This window comes from Gracilibacillus pellucidus, from assembly GCF_033949965.1.
Classification (GTDB): Bacteria; Bacillota; Bacilli; order Bacillales; family Amphibacillaceae; genus Gracilibacillus; species Gracilibacillus pellucidus.
In genome coordinates, this window is the sequence record NZ_JAWZSR010000003.1 from 378,824 (window position 1) to 396,444 (window position 17,621).

The window sequence follows — 17,621 nt, forward strand, 5'->3', positions numbered from 1 at the left end:
TTCATAAAACGATATATGAACAAAAAAGAAGTGAAATTAGTAAAAAAGTGCTCATAAAATAATATATGTACAAAAATAAAGCAAAATCAGCAAGAAATTGTTCTTAAAAGAATTTATCAACAAAAAGTGAAGCAAAACAGATGAGAAGTAGTTCAAAAAGGGAGACTTCTATCAGTGGGAGTTTCACACATGTTTGCACTGTGATAAATAGTAACGATCAATTTATTTGTTAGATGAATACGGATGTAGAGAAATGTGGTGGTATCATTGAAAAGATATTTGATCAAACGTTTATTAAGTATTGTTCCTCTATTATTAGGGATATCCTTTTTATCGTTTATCTTGATTAATTTAAGTGAAAGTGATCCGGCGGAAGTAGCATTACGTGTAAATGAAATTACGCCAACAGAAACAGCTGTATCAGAAATGCGTGAGGAATTGGGTCTTGATAATCCTTTTTTAGAAAGGTATATGACATGGTTAACCAATAGTATCAAGGGTGACTTTGGCACCAGCTTTATTAATAATAAGCCAGTAATAGAGGAAATAGGACAAGCCTTACCAGCTACACTACTACTTGCATTTGCTTCTTTCCTTATTATATTCGTTATTAGTATTGGAGCATCCATCATATGTACGCTTTATGAGGGAAGTATGTTGGATAGGGGCATTCGTGCTCTTGTTTTTATTGGAGAAGCAATGCCTGGATATTGGATAGGACTTTTACTTATGTGGTTCTTCTCTATCAAGTTAGATCTATTGCCGACGAGTGGAATGAGTTCTTGGACTTCTGTCATACTACCAGCAGTTACGCTCGCTTTTGCTTATATTTCAACTTATGTAAGATTGATGCGAAATAATATGGTGCAAAACAAAGGAGAAAATTTTGTTTTGTATGCAAAAGCACGAGGGCTGAAAGGACGTATTATATTAAAACGTATATGTAAAAATTCGCTTCAATCTACTATCACGGCATTAGGAATGTCGATCCCTAAGTTAATAGCTGGAACAGTGATTGTCGAAAATATCTTTGCATGGCCAGGGATAGGGAGGTTGAGTGTGACAGCAATTTTAAATTATGATTATCCAGTTATTCAAGCATATGTCTTTTTAATGGCTGTTTTATTTGTCGTATGTAATCTACTAGTAGATATTGTTACTGCCAGTATTGATCCAAGAATGAGAAAAGAGGCATGATCATGGGAGTTTTAACTAAATTAAGAAACGATCGTTCTGCCATGATTTGTATCATCTTTTTATTGATAGTTGCACTGGCAGGTATTTTTGCACCGTGGATAGCACCGAACAGTCCGATTGATGTCAATGTAAAAGAAAAATTAGTAGGCATCAGTGCAACCTATCCATTAGGAACAGATCAATTAGGGAGATGTATTCTTTCTAGACTATTATATGGTATCCGTACAACCGTGTTTATTGCTTGTATTGCTATGGTTGTGACGATTGTGATAGGAGTGATCATAGGAGGGATTGCAGGCATATTTCGTGGGAAAATAGATGAGTTCATTATGAGAGTTTGTGATATATTTATGTCTTTTCCAAGCGAAGTGATGATTCTCGCTATCGTTGGGGTAATGGGACCGGGAATTACTAATATTGTTATTGCTAGCATTATCGCTAAATGGGCTTGGTATACACGGATGATTCGTTCGATTGTTCGAAAATATTCAGATACAAACTATATTCAATATGCTCGTGTATCAGGGTTTAGTAGATGGCATATTGCGCGAAAGCATATTTTCCCAAGTACAGCTGGAGAAATATCTGTTCTGGCGACGCTAGATATTGGCTCTGTCATTATCATGATTTCTGGTTTATCTTTTCTCGGATTAGGTGTCCAACCACCAACAGCTGAATGGGGAATGATGTTAAATGAAGCGAAAAATGTGATGACGATCCATCCTGCGTTAATGTTACCACCAGGAATAGCGATTTTGTTAGTCGTGGCAGCGTTTAACTTTTTAGGAGATAGTTTGCAAGATGCCTTTAATGCAAAGCATGGAAAACGAATGAGGTGATCAAATGGCACTACTTGAAGTGAAAAATTTATCTATCTATGACACACAAACAGAGAATAGTATTATAGAGAAAATATCTTTTACAGTAGAACGAAATAGTAGTTTCGGTATTGTTGGAGAAAGTGGTAGCGGAAAGTCGATGATGGTAAAGGGAATATTGGGGCTTATGGCACCATGGATGAATGTTTCCGGTTCCGTCTATTTTACAGGAATAGATATATCAGAGATGAAGACCAAAGCATTGCGACAAGTTAGAGCAAACAATATTAGTCTTATCATGCAAGATGCGATGTCAGCATTTGATCCTTTAGATACAATCGGTAAACAAATGATCGAAACCTTTAGCGAGAATTTACAAGTCTCTAAAAAAGAAGCAAAACAACTAGCAACAAGCGTACTACAAAGAGTAGGAATAAAAGAAGCCATTCATGTGTTAAAGAAATATCCTCACCAATTGTCTGGCGGAATGCTACAACGGTGCATGATCGCAATTGCTGTTGCATTAAAACCTGATATGATCATTGCCGATGAACCCACTACTGCTTTAGACGCTATTACACAAAGTGACATTATTAAGATGTTTCAGAAGCTTCAGACTGAATTGGGCACTACTTTTATTTTTATCTCACACGATTTAGCGATGATTCAGCAACTTACTCAAGAAGTAATGGTGATGAAAAATGGTAAACAAGTAGAATCTGGTAAAACAAGTGATGTACTGCGCCGACCGCAGCATACATATACGCAATATTTGGTGAACACGAGATTAACAATGACGAAATCATTTGAAAAAGTATTAAGAAAGGATACAGATCATGCTTGAAGTGAATCATGTTTACAAAAGCTATTCTAAAACAAGTACAGGATTTCGAAAAAAAAGCATGCCTGTCTTAATGGATATTACATTTCCAATTAATAAAGGTGAATGGGTTGCATTAGTAGGGGAAAGCGGTAGTGGGAAAAGCACGTTAAGTAGGTTAATGTTAGGTTTAGAAAAAGCGGACAGTGGTAACGTGCTAATAGAAGGGAAAACAGCTGCGAAGTGGATAAAAGAAAATAGAGGGAAAATGAGTGTTGTCTTTCAAGATTATACTTCTTCTGTAAATCCCTCCTTTAAGGTAAAAGATATTATCAATGAATCATTGAAGCTAACGAATCATAGCAAGATAATGGAAAGTTTGATGGAAAAGGTTGATTTACCTTTATCACTATTAGATCGTTATCCTCATGAACTAAGTGGCGGACAGCTGCAAAGAGTATGTATTGCAAGGGCTATCAGTACAAATCCCACATTTTTAGTGTTAGATGAAGCAGTTAGCTCTCTTGATGTGCCGATTCAGGCGCAAATTTTAGAATTACTCCATAAGCTAAAAAAAGAATTTGGTATGACTTGTCTTTTTATTGCGCATGATTTGCAAACAGTTGCCTATTTATGTGATGCAGTTATGTTTCTACATGAGGGGAAAATTGTTGAGCGCGTAGAGACGGAAAATCTTGCGAATGTGCAGAGTGAATATGCCAAAAGATTGTTGAACTCAGTGATTCGGTTTTCTTAAACTAATTTTTCAATAAGGGGTGACAGGATGCGGTGTAAAGTGGGGAGTATGCTAATCTTTGTTTGCTTTTTCGTTATTGCATGTTCTACAGACGATGATACAGGAAGCTTGAATCAAACAGAAGAACAGACTGAAGCGGACAGTGTAGAAGTTATCGCAGAAAATTTGGATATTCCATGGGCAATAGAAAAGGTAGGAGATACCTTTTTTATAACGGAACGACCTGGCACCATTGTAAAAATCGAAAATGGACAAGTAAACCGCCAGTATGTTGAGCTGGAACGGGAGTTAGCGGATTCTGCAGAAGCTGGTTTACTTGGATTTGCTCTTGCTCCACATTTTGCTGAAACAAACGAAGCATATGGTTACTATACCTATGTAGATGATGAGGGACAGTTTAATCGTATTGTTACTTTACAGTTAAATGGAGATACGTGGATTGAAGAGGATGTCTTAGTGGATAGAATTCCAAGCGGTACGTATCATCATGGTGGGAGATTAAAGATTGGGCCAGATAATAAACTATATGCGACAACAGGTGATGCATCAGAACCTGATTTGGCGCAGAATATGGAATCATTAGGTGGAAACATTCTCAGGCTGAACATAGATGGTTCGATACCGGAAGATAATCCTTTTGAAGATTCTTATGTATATAGTTATGGACATCGTAATCCTCAAGGGTTGGCTTGGACAGATGTTGGTACGTTATATGCAAGTGAACACGGTAGTAATGCAAACGATGAAATCAACCAAATCGAAGCAGGTAACAATTATGGTTGGCCTGTCATTGAAGGAAATGAACAACAAGAAGGGCTGGTTACTCCTATATTTACTTCTGGAGCTGATACTACATGGGCTCCATCAGGAATGGCTTATCATGATGGAAAATTATATGTAGCTGCATTAAGAGGGACAGCAGTATTAGCATTTGATCTGGAGACAGAAGGTTATGAGGAAGTAGTATCTGACATTGGTAGAGTGCGCGATGTCTGGATCGAACAGGATAATCTATATGTTGTAACGAACAATACAGATGGACGTGGTACACCAGGGGAAGCGGATGATATTTTATATAAAGTGAGTCTAGAAAAGTAGACTGGAGATTATTTTAAAATATTATAGAAGAATTAAGGATCTTCTTAGGGATAAGTGAATGGTATGTAATGGGACACTCATTTGGTGGCATACTTGCAGTCAATTATGCGAAACGTTTCCCAGAAAAGACAAAAGGAATTATCTTATCAAATGTAACACTTAATATGTTTGATTCCTTTACGAATCAAATTCAAAAAGGCTCTGAAATTTTGGGAATGGAGCAGAAGCGGATAGAGTGGAATAATTTAGAGGCATTCATGGATATATTCTATTCAAACCTTTCAAAGTTGATGGAAAAAGAAGTGTATTTTCAATTTCAGTATGTTGATTTACAAAATAAAAAAATAGTAGATGAAATCGATGAAGGATTGCGTAGTGACCCGATTTTTCAACAATATGTTTTTTCATCAGCTGAATATTTTCAGGATTTCACTTCGTTAACGAAACAGATAAATAAACCAGCATTGGTTATTTCGGGAAACTTCGATGATGCTGTTGGCCGAAATCATCATGAAACGTTCAAATTTAAGAATGCAGAAGTTCATCGGTTAGAAAGCGGCCATCATCCTTATCTTGAAAATCAATTAGAGTTTAAGAATGCTATCTTCAACTTCATTTAAAGTCGGGGCTTTAGTTAAAGAAGAAAAGATGTAACTTGTTAGTTATATAAAATATGTTACGTCCTTCCTTTTAGGTCATGATAACTTTTCGAATTTATACTGTACCTTTTGTGTATTGCCAAATTTATTTAGTGATTTTCACCAGCATGTTTTTGCATTTCCATTTCTCCACATTATATGTTATCGATTTTACTCTACCATAATTTAAATAAAAACCTTATTTTGTTGAATTATTCATTTTAAGTTATAATATGGAAAGGAGGGATAGGAAATTGATCGCGGAAATGTATAAACGTAGAGAAAGACTGGCGCTAATTATCTTTTTTCTCACTCTCATAATTAGTGGGTTGTTTCTTCTTTTTAATATGCCTAACACGATGAATGAGTGGTTCGAATTTAGCTCCATCCTTTTACTGCTATTATTCATGATTACGATAGCTGGAATCAGTCGGAGCAAATATGAAAAAGTGAAGGATGTAGCATTTCCATTTTCTGAACAAACGTTAGAATCGATGGATCATATCGTTTTAAAAAAAGATGCTACCTTTATTCCAAGATTGCTTGTGTTTGAAAAAACAGGAGAATTTCTTGGAACATTTCAACTTACCGGTTTATCATGGTGGCAATATCCACTGCTTCTTAATGAAGCGTTTTTATCGCTCTTACCTATTAAAATGAGCTTTGTTACCTATCAAGGGGATAAAGTGTTAACCTTTAAAAGACGAGGGATCATCAAACAAACGTTTTTAGATGTATATGATGAGAATGACCAGTTTATTGGTCAATACCATCAGGAAGAATTAAAGAGCATCTTCACGATTAAAGGAAAATTGTTAGATCAGAACGGTCAGCTGATTTTACCTGTAAAGGCAAGCGGGGCATATGGGGACTTTGATATCTGTGATCAAGAAAATCACCGTTGGGCATACTTCTATAATGGTAGATTCCCACACGAATATACAGCTGTTTTTAAAGAATTAGATAATGATATTATAGAATTATCTAATCAAATTGATTCAGAGAAGAAAAAGCTGCTGTTAGCAATGATTGCCTATATGTTCTCCACTCGTCAAAAATAGAAAACTTTGAAGTTGATAGTAAATCTAGAAAGTTGATAGAAACCCATGAAGTCGATAGTATCTCAATGATGGAATATATAACTTTCGGAACAAAAGCATCATGATATGATGGGGATCAAGTATTCGTAATAACATTTCTACAATAGCACAAAAAACAAGCCATACACTGGGCTTGTTTTTTTATGTCTAATCTCCTAAATAACTCTGTAAAGAAGGAAAATCTTTGATAAGTATTTGCTTACGATTGTAGGACATAATTTCTATTTTTTTTAAGTGATTAAAGACACGATTAACGGTTTCACGGGATACACCAATCATATTGGCGAACTCTAAATTAGTAATTGGTAAAATGAAAAATATCTGTCTTTCATCTTTTCTTTCACCAAGCTCAGTTGCAAAGCGTACAAGCATTAAAACAACACGATGGAAGACATCTTGTGTTTGCATAAATTGCAGTTGCTCTTGAATTTCAAGGAATTTCTCCTCCATTATTTGCATCGTTTGAATAGCCATTCCAGGTTTTTCTAGTAACAATAATTCAAATTCTTTGATCGGAACGGCTAGTAAATGAACATCTGTAAGTGTAACAGCTGTTTCTGTATATGGTGATTGCTCAAAAAAACCGAAATGAGGAAACATTTCATTAGCGTGAAGTATATTCGTAACAAGCTCTTGACCTTCTGCATCGACTTTATAAACTTTTATGAAGCCTGACAAAATGAAATAAATGGTCTTTCTCGGTTCAGCTTGGCGAAATAACGTCGTGCCTTCCGTGTATATTCGTTCTATAGAGATTTCTTGAAGGCGAAGCAAGTCATCTTCTGTTAACTTTTGAAATATTGGAAATTGCTTAAAGTTTGTACTTGTTTGTAACATCCACATTCCCCCCTAACTAGCAGAAGCTTATATTTTTATCACGGTGTAAACGTCCGTAATACCCCACTTCAAGATTCGAGTTAAAACAAAGAAGGTAAGTGGGGGATAAACGGACGCTAACGCCCTGATAAGTTTCGCTAACAATCAGTGGAGTCAAAAACTCCCACTGATTGAAATCTCACTTTATCTGTGATTTGTTGAACATTTTTTAACAAATGGTTCATCATTTCTTATCTCCATCCTATCAAAATTACTCTGTGCTGATAATGAGGGAAATCCCTAAAAATATTGTAGGAAATTCTCTATACCTTGATATAATCAGCGTTCTATATATTCATTCACAAATATATCGGTAATGCTGTCTACAGTATACAAGGGGATTCCTCTAAGAATATAGGTTATTCCCTAATGTTCAATTCTTCACGAACACTTCATAATAAAACTATGATTATTTTTCCTATTAACCTAACTTAGTGGAGCCTCAACGACAAATCAAAGAAAAAAGCCTAGAACAGCAACATAAGTTACCTACTATAAGAAATACAAGAGGGGTGAGCGAATTGAAGAAGAATAAATTCAGATTAAAATATTTAAAAACAACGGAACGCTATTCTGGCAATTGGTCTTTATTAGAAGAAAAAAATCGCGACTGGGAAAACATGTACCGTAACAGATGGTCACACGATAAAGTGGTTAGAACGACACATGGTGTTAACTGTACTGGTTCATGTAGTTGGAAGGTGTTTGTAAAAAACGGCATTATTACATGGGAAAATCAACAAATTGATTACCCATCTTGCGGGCCTGATATGCCAGAGTTTGAACCACGTGGTTGCCCACGAGGTGCTTCTTTTTCTTGGTATGAATATAGTCCATTGCGTGTTAAATATCCATATATGCGAGGGAAACTATGGAGACTTTGGCGAGAAGCAATCAAGGAACATCAAGATCCAGTAACAGCGTGGGCAAGTATTGTAGAAGATAAAGAAAAGGCAGCAAGCTATAAAAAGGTACGAGGTAAAGGTGGGCATGTTCGTGTTAATTGGAAGGATGCTCTAGAGCTCATTTCTGCACAATTAATTTATACGATAAAAAAATATGGTCCAGACCGAATTGCTGGATTTACACCCATTCCAGCGATGTCGATGATTAGCTATGCTTCGGGAGCTCGTTTTATCAATCTATTAGGTGGAGAAATGCTCAGTTTCTATGATTGGTATGCAGATTTACCACCATCTTCACCGCAAATATGGGGAGAACAAACAGATGTACCAGAATCATCTGATTGGTACAATGCCCAATATTTAATTATGTGGGGGTCCAATGTACCACTAACACGTACACCAGATGCCCATTTTATGACAGAAGTACGTTATAAAGGGGCAAAAGTGGTCTCTGTGGCACCCGATTATGCGGAAAATGTGAAGTTCGCCGATAACTGGTTAGCACCAAATCCTGGTACAGATGCAGCTGTTGCTCAAGCAATGACACATGTTATCTTGAATGAATTTTATGAAAAACGTCAAGAGCCAATGTTTATTGATTACGCCAAGCAATATACGGATATGCCATTTCTTATTATGTTAGAGCCGGAAGGTGATGAGCTAAAAGCAGGGCGATTTTTACGAGCTAGTGATATAGGTCAACATCAAGACAATGCTGAATGGAAGCCAGTTATTTTTGATCAAGCAACAAATGAATTGGTTGTACCGAATGGAACGATGGGACAACGTTGGGAAGAAGGAAAAGAGTGGAACCTTTCTTTAGAAAAAGAGGACGGAAGTTTTATTGAACCAGCGCTATCTGTTGTTTCTACAGATTCTACGCGCAAAGAAATCGTATTTCCATACTTTGAGAAGGACAAAAAAGGAACATTTAAGCGACCTATTCCAGTCAAAGAAGTAACATTTGCTGATGGTAGCACAAAATATATTGCGACAGTTTACGACTTAATGATTAGTCAATATGGCATTAATAAGTTCAGAACGGAGTATGAGGCGGAAGGCTATGATGATACCTCATCAAATTATACACCTGCATGGCAGGAGAGTATAACAGGGGTGAAAGCATCCATCGTTACACAAGTTGCACGTGAATTTGCCCAAAATGCGATCGATACAGATGGGCGCTCGATGATTATTATGGGAGCCGGAATTAATCACTGGTTTAATAGTGATACGATTTACCGCGCTATTTTGAATCTCGTTATTTTAACTGCATCACAAGGTAAAAATGGCGGAGGTTGGGCGCACTATGTTGGGCAAGAAAAATGTCGTCCAATTGAAGGATGGTCTACGATCGCTTTTGCGAAAGATTGGCAAGGACCACCACGTTTGCAAAATGCGACATCGTTCTTCTATTTCGCTACCGATCAATGGAAATATGAAGAATCAAGCACAGAGTCATTAAAATCGCCAACAGGTGGTGATTTACGCTATAAACATCCAGCAGATTATAACGTATTAGCGGCAAGACTTGGTTGGTTACCGTCTTATCCGCAATTTAATCAAAATAGTTTGGAGCTAGCAAAAGAAGCAGCGGCAAAAGGTAAGCAATCAAATAAAGAGATTGCACAGTACACAGCAGATAAGCTTAAAAAAGGTGAAATGGAATTTGCGGTAGAAGATCCTGATGCGGAAGAAAATTTCCCAAGATCCTTGTTTGTTTGGCGATCTAATTTAGTCTCTAGCTCGGCAAAAGGGCAAGAGTACTTTATGAAGCATTTATTCGGTACACATAATGGTTTATTATCTACACCAAATGAAGAAGAGAAGCCTGAGGAAATAAGATGGCGTGAAGATGTAGAAGGAAAACTAGATTTATTAGTCGCGCTAGACTTTCGAATGACAGCTACACCAATGTATGCCGATGTTGTCTTACCAGCAGCAACATGGTATGAGAAAACAGATTTATCATCAACAGATATGCATCCATTTGTACATCCATTTAATCCGGCAATCGATCCATTATGGGAATCAAAATCGGATTGGGATATTTATCGTACCTTGGCAGAGACATTTTCGAAAATGGCGGAAACCCATTTGCCAGGTACATATAAAGATGTGGTGACAGCACCACTTGGGCATGACTCACCAAGTGAAATAGCACAGCCAAATGGCATCGTGAAGGACTGGAAAAAAGGTGAAATTGACGCGATATCAGGAAAAACAATGCCAAATATTACGGTAGTGGAGCGAGATTATGCGAAAATCCACGATAAATATATTACGTTAGGCCCAAATCTGGAAAAAGGCAAGCTTGGCGCACATGGCGTTAATTTTCCTGTAGAAAAGCAATATGAAGAATTAAAAGCGATTAATGGTTCTTATGTAGATGATTCCATTAAGAATGGTCTACCTAAATTAAAAACAGCTCGACAAGCAGCAAATGCAATGCTTCATTTGTCATCGGCGACAAATGGTGAAGTATCACAGGTTGCATATGAATCATTGGAACAAGATACGGGTGTCAGCTTAAAGGATATTTCAGCAGATCGGGCAGCAGAAAAAATTACGTTTGACCAAATTACAGCACAACCACGTGAAGTAATACCAACACCTGTGTTTACAGGGGCTAATCAAGGAGATAAACGTTATTCTCCATTTACAACGAATATCGAACGGTTAGTACCATTTCGAACATTGACAGGTAGACAACATTTCTATATTGACCATGAGATCTTCTTACAGTTTGGTGAGGCATTACCAGTTTACAAGCCAACATTGCCACCAATGGTATTCGGATCAAAAGATAAAAAGGTAATCGCGGGTAAAGACACACTTGTTTTACGTTACCTCACACCACATGGTAAGTGGAATATTCACAGTATGTATCAAGATAATTTACACATGTTGACGTTGTTTAGAGGTGGACCGACTGTATGGATCAGTGATGTCGATGCAAAAGCACAACATATTGAAGACAATGACTGGTTAGAAGTCTATAACCGAAATGGTGTTGTGACGGCAAGAGCCGTTGTTAGCCACAAAATGCCTAAAGGTACGATGTTCATGTATCATGCTCAAGACAAACATATTAATGTTCCTGGCTCAGAAATAACTGGTGAGCGTGGTGGTAGTCATAATGCACCTACGAAAATTCATGTTAAACCGACACAAATGGTTGGTGGCTACGCACAATTAAGTTATGGATTTAATTATTATGGACCAATCGGAAATCAACGAGATGTCTATGTTGCAGTGAGAAAAATGAAGGAGGTTGATTGGCTTGAAGATTAAAGCACAAGTAGCAATGGTCATGAATTTAGATAAATGTATTGGATGTCACACATGTAGTGTGACATGTAAAAGCACTTGGACTAACCGTCCAGGTGCAGAATACATGTGGTTTAACAATGTCGAAACAAAACCTGGTATCGGTTATCCGAAACGTTGGGAAGACCAAGAAACGTATAAAGGCGGCTGGCAATTAAATAAAAAAGGTAATTTAGAACTGAAATCAGGAACAAAGATGTCCAAAATTGCTTTAGGGAAAATCTTTAACAATCCAGATATGCCAGAAATGAAAGATTATTATGAGCCATGGACATACAATTACGAACATTTAACGAATGCAGAAGAGAAGAAGCATCAACCCGTAGCGAAACCACATTCTGTTGTAACAGGTGATGAAATGGAACTTGACTGGGGACCGAATTGGGAGGATGACTTAGCAGGTGCACATGTGACCGGACCAAAAGATCCTAATATTGAAAAGATCGAAGAGGAAATTAAATTCAATTTTGATCAAGCGTTTATGATGTATTTACCCCGACTTTGTGAACATTGCTTAAATCCAAGTTGTGTCGCATCATGTCCGTCAGGTGCGATGTATAAACGGGATGAAGATGGAATTGTTTTAGTCGATCAAGAAGCATGTCGCGGCTGGCGTTATTGTATGACAGGTTGCCCGTATAAAAAAGTATATTTCAATTGGCAAACAAATAAAGCGGAAAAATGTACATTCTGTTTCCCAAGAATTGAATCAGGATTACCAACTGTTTGCTCTGAAACATGTACAGGAAGAATCCGTTATTTAGGTGTGATGTTATATGATGCAGATCGCGTGTTAGAAGCAGCATCAACAGAAAATGAACAAGACTTATATCAAGCACAATGTGATTTATTTTTAGATCCACATGATCCGGAGGTAATGGAACAAGCGAGAAAAGATGGGATTGCCGAAGATTGGATTGAGGCAGCACAGCATTCACCAGTTTATAAATTAGCCATTGATTATAAATTGGCGTTCCCGCTTCATCCAGAATATCGCACATTGCCAATGGTATGGTATGTACCACCACTTAGCCCGATTATGAGTTATTTTGAAGGAAAAGATTCCATCAAAAATCCAGATATGATTTTCCCTGCCATTGAGGAAATGCGTACACCCATTCAATATTTAGCTAATATGTTGACTGCTGGTGATACAGAATCTGTGAAAGAGTCCTTACAACGGATGGCTATGATGCGTTCTTATATGCGTGCAATATCAAGTGGAAAAGAATTTGATGAAAAAAGGCTTGATCGTGTCGGGTTAACTACTGAACAAACAAAACAAATGTATCGTCTTCTATCTATTGCGAAATATGAAGATCGTTTTGTGATTCCAACAAGTCATAAAGAAGAATATATGGATACTTATCGTGCACAAGGATCTGAAGGATATGGTATGGATTGTGCTGGATGTGGTCCAGCAGTTCCAGCCGGAAAATCTGGTAAGGACATCTATGAGGAAAATTTCTACGGAGGGATTTGGCGTGATTAATTTAGAACAATTACATCAATGTAAAGAAGCATTTGCCTTTTATAGCCAACATCTTTCTTATCCTGAACAAGTCGATTCTCCTTCTTTATTTTTTGAGGAGAACGACCCAGGATATGAACTTGCTTGTGCTTACTGGCAATTAGTGAAAGATGATAGTTTAGATGAAAGACAAGAACGTTATACCGAGACATTTGATTTTCAAAAAGAGGCAGCCTTATACATGACCTATGCTAAATTGGAAGATAGTAAAGAACGAGGACAAATGTTAGCTAGATTAAAAGTGTTGTATGAAATGTTTGGGTTAGATATGCCCAAAGGGGAATTATCGGATTTTCTTCCGTTAATGTGTGAGTTCATCTATGCAGCGGAATGGTTAGGGGATGAGCGGGCACCAGAGAGTTTTGCGATGCTATTTGCCGTAATAGAAGATGGTACTTATCATGTCCTCGAGGCACTTAAAGAAGAGGATTCTCCTTATTATTACTTGATCAAGAGTTTACGAGAAACGATGAAGGATTGTGTTATAGCAGAGGAGGTAGAGCTAACATGATCGATCAATTCCTCTGGCTGATCTTTCCGTATTTATGTCTAGCGTCGTTTATTATTGGTCATATTTATCGTTATAAGCATGACCAATTTACATGGACAGCGAAATCTAGTGAATTTATCGAGAAAAAGCAATTAGTAATCGGCAGCTTATTATTTCACATTGGCGTTATTCCTGTTGCATTTGGTCATGTAGCAGGGCTCGGTATTCCGAAAGAATGGATGCGCACAATCGGGGTTAATGACCATCTTTATCATATTGGGGCAGTGTATATTGGTGGTTTATTTGGTGTACTTACACTGTTAGGGATGCTGATGCTAACTGCGAGAAGGGTGACGAAACGTTCTGTTCGTAAGTTAAGTTCTAGTTCTGATATAGCAGTGAATGTCTTGCTATTGCTTATTATATGTTTAGGGGTGTATTCTACACTTGTAACAAACACTATTCAACATGATTTTGATTATCGCGAGACTATTTCTGTTTGGTTTAGAGATCTGCTGATATTTAGGCCAGATGTATCGTATATGTCTAGTGTACCGTTATCATTTAAATTGCATATGTTACTCGGTTTTTTAATTATTGGATTATGGCCATATACAAGACTTGTCCATGTTTGGAGTGTTCCACTTTCGTACGTAGGAAGAAGCTATATTTTATATAGAAGACATAAGCATAGATAGGTAGCGGTATGCTAAAATAAAAGAAGGGAAGAGTGTGGATGGGAGAGAGAAACGATTTTCAAGTAATGATTACTGAATTAAAAGAAACGTACTCATTTGATTTAACAGCTTTAGCACTCGTTCAACCAGATCATCATTTTATGTTAAAATGGGTATTTATTGCAGGGAATAAGCATAATCAATACAATCGAATTATGCTAAAGGCGGAGAAGGGCATTGCTGGGACCGTATTTAAAACAGGAAAAGTCCTGAAAATGCCTGATGTAGACGCTGCGATTGCTCCAGACGAAATCTATCAATACCCGATCGTACAATTCGAAGATATTAAAAGTTTGATAGCTATTCCGTTGTTTCAATATCACCGTGTGGAGGCAGTGTTATTAGTTGCATCAAGAAAGCCTGGAGAAGTAACGGAAGAAACTTATCAATTGTTGATGGCGGAGATTGGTGACCGATTTGGTCCGTTTTACACGGAGGAGATGACAATAAATGTTGGCAAAGAAGAGAACAGAAGTAGTAGATTTATTGATTAAAATGTATGAAAACAGCTCTGAGGCAATATTTTTCTTAGATCATACAGGTAGTGTGTTGGCGTTAAATCCAGCTGCAGAGCAGATTATTAATCCTACGATTTTAGAAACGATCAAACATCACGGAAATAGTTCGATCTGTTCTTTTTGTCGGGGATATACAAATCAGGAGCAATTGATGACGTGTTCTAGCTGTTATGTAAAAAATCCTGAAGGTGATTTCTCATCTTTTCAAGTATATCTAGAGACCCGTGATAAAGGGACAGTTCCGTATGCTGCGAGCTATCACGCGATTGATGAAGAGAACGATGTCTATGTCTTTATGCTACGAGATCTATCTGTGCAATATAAAACACAGGAAGATTATTATCAAAATAAAATGATGAAAAAAGTAATTGAAGCGCAAGAAAGTGAGAGAAAAAGAATTTCTAGAGAGCTTCATGATAGTGTATTACAAGAATTAATTAGTACACTGGTTGATATGCGTGTAACGAAATATATGAAAGATGAACAAGAAATACAAGAACAGCTTAAACGAACAGAAGGATCGATGAATCGCTTAATCGAAGATATTCGTAATATTTCGGTGTTTTTACGACCGGCTTCTCTGGATGATTTAGGTTTGGAAGCAGCTTTTCGATCACATATGAAATGGATTCAACAACATTATGGTACAGTCATTCAATTTCATTCTACACTCCAACAACAACGATATCCAGCTGATATTGAAACAGCTGTATACCGTATCGGCCAGGAGGCCATTTTTAATGCAGTAAAATACGCCAAGGTAACAGAAATTTTGGTTATGTTAACGGAAAAAAAGGGCCAATTAGAATTGATGGTTAAAGATGAAGGAGAAGGCTTTAATGTTTCGAAGCCAGATATTAAAGGATCTGGAATTGGTTTATATGGTATGAAGGAAAGAGCCGAATTGATTAATGGAAACTTACGTATTCATTCAGATCAAGGAAGTGGCACAACGGTTTATTTAACATTGCCTGTTTTGAAAGAAAGGGATGAGTCATTTAGATGAGAATTGTGATAGCAGATGACCATGCGGTTGTGCGCAGTGGTTTTTCTATGATTATTAATTATCAAGAGGATATGGAAGTAGTGTCGACAGCAGCAGATGGTATGGAAGCCTATCAAGAAGTGGCGAAGCATCATCCAGATATTATTTTATTAGATTTAAGCATGCCTCCTGGCGAAAGTGGATTAATTGCGACGGGAAAAATTCATGATGATTTTCCCGAAACGAAAATTCTCATCTTAACGATGCATGATGACGATGAATACTTATTCCATGTTTTAAGAAATGGTGCTTCCGGTTATGTATTAAAAAATGCGCCTGATGAGGAACTTATTTCAGCGATTAGAATTGTTTATCAAGATGGTACATATATTGAACCAAAAATGGCAAGTTCTTTAGTGAAGGAATTGGTGAAACAAGAAGGGGAATTCGAACAATCGGATCCATTGCAGGCTTTAACGAAACGAGAATTAGAGATACTTCCATTAGTTGCGAAAGGATACGGAAATAAAGAAATTGCTAACATGCTTTATGTATCTGTTAAAACCGTTGAAGCACATAAAGCAAAGATAATGGAAAAATTAAACTTGAATAGTAAACCAGAGCTTGTAGAATATGCATTAAAAAAGAAACTACTAGATTTTTAATAGTTGGATGAATAGTAGATTGATATAAATAGTAGTTTCTTTACAGTTATGTTATGGAACCAGCGCTAACAAGAAAAGCGCGGGAATAATATCTCTGTTTCAAGGTAATAATGTTTAAGTAATACCGATTCCACTTCATGTAATGTCAAATATACGAAAGGTGTTATGAAATCAGAATTTTTAGTCACTATATAGGAAGATGTTTCCTGATTTATGGATTGTACAAGATCTAGAATAGTTTCCAGCTCATCTTTGTAAAAAGGAAGGAGCTTTCTTACAGAAACGATATCGTCTTCAAACATTTTAGGGAACAGAACACTCTCTTCTTTTGAAAGATACTGTTCTATTTTTTCTTTACTATGTTGAAACATGGGTTGAACTTTTTGGATAGTTGCATAGTCTTCGCTATCATCATCTTCCACTAATACGGTCAACATAGCATCTAAGTCTAGTAATGTCTTATGTAAAAATTCATGACTAGTTTCCATGATATATTCGATTATTTCAACCATAGATTTTTGCGCCCAGTCCTTGTTAGAGTCTTTCTTGGAGGTTGCTTGATAAAGTTTTGTTATTTCCCTTAAAATCTGATTTTTGTCTAATTTTTTTTCTTCTATTACCTCTTCAAGAGTACGCTCTTCGCTATAACGGTAGTCAATTTCATGATGAAGAAAAATCGACCTTGCTGGATGAAATTGCATGACAATTTCTCTTGGTTTCATGTGTTGATTAAATCGGCTTTGCACGAGTTAAACCTCCGCTTACAGTATATATTTCTATCGTACGTTAAATGAAAAAAGATTTATGTTATAAATCCCACTAATTAATTATTATATCATAATAGTTCGAACTTTGAGTTAACATTTCATTAAAATTATATGACAATAAAAACCAATCATGAAATGTTTTCATTCCATGTTCATGAGTCGGATGAACGACCGAGGAAGAGCGAATCCAAGAATTTGAGTCACTCATAAGGCTGATGAACGCCCGAAAAGAAGCAATATCAAAATCAATCTTGGTTTCCACTACTTATAATATAGTAACTTTTCTTGCAGTGTAAACGCTCATAAAAATCTAGTTGAACGAAGTCTGGTTTAATCTCTGTACATGTGGAGTATAGTATGATACCTTTTTTACAAGTAATGGAATGAAG

Annotated in this window: 16 protein-coding genes; 14 read left to right on the plus strand and 2 right to left on the minus strand. The window is 36.8% G+C overall.

Annotation, left to right across the window (positions count from 1 at the left end; all coding sequences use genetic code 11):
* The first annotated feature begins 258 nt into the window (after nt 1-258).
* From opp1B to SH601_RS07505, 7 genes are all read left to right on the plus strand, one after another.
* On the plus strand, nt 259-1,197 hold the full coding sequence (gene opp1B / locus SH601_RS07475; protein ID WP_319957711.1) for a nickel/cobalt ABC transporter permease: 939 nt from the start codon (nt 259-261) through the stop codon (nt 1,195-1,197).
* A gap of 2 nt (nt 1,198-1,199) precedes the next feature.
* Complete coding sequence (opp1C, locus tag SH601_RS07480) at nt 1,200-2,036, plus strand: nickel/cobalt ABC transporter permease (RefSeq protein ID WP_319957652.1); 837 nt, start codon at nt 1,200-1,202, stop codon at nt 2,034-2,036.
* A gap of 4 nt (nt 2,037-2,040) precedes the next feature.
* Nucleotides 2,041-2,859, plus strand: a complete 819-nt coding sequence (locus SH601_RS07485; protein WP_319957653.1) for an ABC transporter ATP-binding protein — start codon at nt 2,041-2,043, stop codon at nt 2,857-2,859.
* Nucleotides 2,852-3,592: an ABC transporter ATP-binding protein gene (locus SH601_RS07490; protein WP_319957654.1), complete on the plus strand. Its 741-nt coding sequence runs from the start codon at nt 2,852-2,854 to the stop codon at nt 3,590-3,592. Before SH601_RS07485 ends, SH601_RS07490 begins: the two co-directional genes overlap by 8 nt.
* Before the next feature lie 27 nt (nt 3,593-3,619).
* A complete protein-coding gene (locus SH601_RS07495) occupies nt 3,620-4,690 on the plus strand; it encodes a PQQ-dependent sugar dehydrogenase (RefSeq protein ID WP_319957655.1) in 1,071 nt (356 codons plus the stop codon).
* A 50-nt stretch (nt 4,691-4,740) separates the two neighbouring features.
* A complete protein-coding gene (locus SH601_RS07500; protein WP_319957712.1) occupies nt 4,741-5,310 on the plus strand; it encodes an alpha/beta fold hydrolase in 570 nt (189 codons plus the stop codon).
* Between the two features lie 272 nt (nt 5,311-5,582).
* Nucleotides 5,583-6,389, plus strand: a complete 807-nt coding sequence (locus SH601_RS07505; RefSeq protein ID WP_319957656.1) for a hypothetical protein — start codon at nt 5,583-5,585, stop codon at nt 6,387-6,389.
* Between the two features lie 186 nt (nt 6,390-6,575).
* On the opposite strand, the gene SH601_RS07510 is transcribed toward SH601_RS07505, so the two are convergent.
* Nucleotides 6,576-7,265: a Crp/Fnr family transcriptional regulator gene (locus tag SH601_RS07510; protein ID WP_319957657.1), complete on the minus strand. Its 690-nt coding sequence runs from the start codon at nt 7,263-7,265 to the stop codon at nt 6,576-6,578.
* A 560-nt stretch (nt 7,266-7,825) separates the two neighbouring features.
* On the opposite strand from SH601_RS07510, the gene SH601_RS07515 reads away from it, so the two are divergent.
* Genes SH601_RS07515 through SH601_RS07545 form a run of 7 tightly spaced genes read left to right on the plus strand, consistent with a single transcriptional unit; the run spans nt 7,826 to nt 16,465 of the window.
* Nucleotides 7,826-11,503: a nitrate reductase subunit alpha gene (locus SH601_RS07515; protein ID WP_319957658.1), complete on the plus strand. Its 3,678-nt coding sequence runs from the start codon at nt 7,826-7,828 to the stop codon at nt 11,501-11,503.
* The gene (narH, locus tag SH601_RS07520; RefSeq protein WP_319957659.1) at nt 11,493-13,031 is read left to right on the plus strand and encodes a nitrate reductase subunit beta; all 1,539 of its coding nucleotides are present in this window, start codon (nt 11,493-11,495) and stop codon (nt 13,029-13,031) included. Before SH601_RS07515 ends, narH begins: the two co-directional genes overlap by 11 nt.
* Nucleotides 13,024-13,581: a nitrate reductase molybdenum cofactor assembly chaperone gene (locus tag SH601_RS07525; protein WP_319957660.1), complete on the plus strand. Its 558-nt coding sequence runs from the start codon at nt 13,024-13,026 to the stop codon at nt 13,579-13,581. Before narH ends, SH601_RS07525 begins: the two co-directional genes overlap by 8 nt.
* Nucleotides 13,578-14,258, plus strand: a complete 681-nt coding sequence (gene narI / locus SH601_RS07530) for a respiratory nitrate reductase subunit gamma (protein WP_319957661.1) — start codon at nt 13,578-13,580, stop codon at nt 14,256-14,258. The genes SH601_RS07525 and narI overlap by 4 nt, the downstream gene beginning before the upstream one ends.
* Before the next feature lie 38 nt (nt 14,259-14,296).
* Nucleotides 14,297-14,791 (plus strand): GAF domain-containing protein, encoded by a 495-nt coding sequence (locus SH601_RS07535; RefSeq protein WP_319957662.1) that lies wholly within the window; start codon nt 14,297-14,299, stop codon nt 14,789-14,791.
* On the plus strand, nt 14,748-15,821 hold the full coding sequence (locus SH601_RS07540; RefSeq protein WP_319957664.1) for a sensor histidine kinase: 1,074 nt from the start codon (nt 14,748-14,750) through the stop codon (nt 15,819-15,821). The genes SH601_RS07535 and SH601_RS07540 overlap by 44 nt, the downstream gene beginning before the upstream one ends.
* A complete protein-coding gene (locus SH601_RS07545) occupies nt 15,818-16,465 on the plus strand; it encodes a response regulator transcription factor (RefSeq protein ID WP_319957665.1) in 648 nt (215 codons plus the stop codon). Before SH601_RS07540 ends, SH601_RS07545 begins: the two co-directional genes overlap by 4 nt.
* Nucleotides 16,466-16,530: 65 nt before the next feature.
* On the opposite strand, the gene SH601_RS07550 is transcribed toward SH601_RS07545, so the two are convergent.
* Nucleotides 16,531-17,211: a hemerythrin domain-containing protein gene (locus SH601_RS07550; RefSeq protein ID WP_319957666.1), complete on the minus strand. Its 681-nt coding sequence runs from the start codon at nt 17,209-17,211 to the stop codon at nt 16,531-16,533.
* Between the last annotated feature and the right edge of the window lie 410 nt (nt 17,212-17,621).

Coding starts and splice junctions, on each gene's coding strand:
- opp1C (WP_319957652.1), top strand. CDS start 1,200: ATGGGAGTTTTAACTAAATTAAGAAACGATCGTTCTGCCATGATTTGT.
- SH601_RS07485 (WP_319957653.1), top strand. CDS start 2,041: ATGGCACTACTTGAAGTGAAAAATTTATCTATCTATGACACACAAACA.
- SH601_RS07490 (WP_319957654.1), top strand. CDS start 2,852: ATGCTTGAAGTGAATCATGTTTACAAAAGCTATTCTAAAACAAGTACA.
- SH601_RS07495 (WP_319957655.1), top strand. CDS start 3,620: ATGCGGTGTAAAGTGGGGAGTATGCTAATCTTTGTTTGCTTTTTCGTT.
- SH601_RS07510 (WP_319957657.1), bottom strand. CDS start 7,265: ATGTTACAAACAAGTACAAACTTTAAGCAATTTCCAATATTTCAAAAG.
- narI (WP_319957661.1), top strand. CDS start 13,578: ATGATCGATCAATTCCTCTGGCTGATCTTTCCGTATTTATGTCTAGCG.
- SH601_RS07535 (WP_319957662.1), top strand. CDS start 14,297: ATGGGAGAGAGAAACGATTTTCAAGTAATGATTACTGAATTAAAAGAA.
- SH601_RS07540 (WP_319957664.1), top strand. CDS start 14,748: ATGTTGGCAAAGAAGAGAACAGAAGTAGTAGATTTATTGATTAAAATG.
- SH601_RS07545 (WP_319957665.1), top strand. CDS start 15,818: ATGAGAATTGTGATAGCAGATGACCATGCGGTTGTGCGCAGTGGTTTT.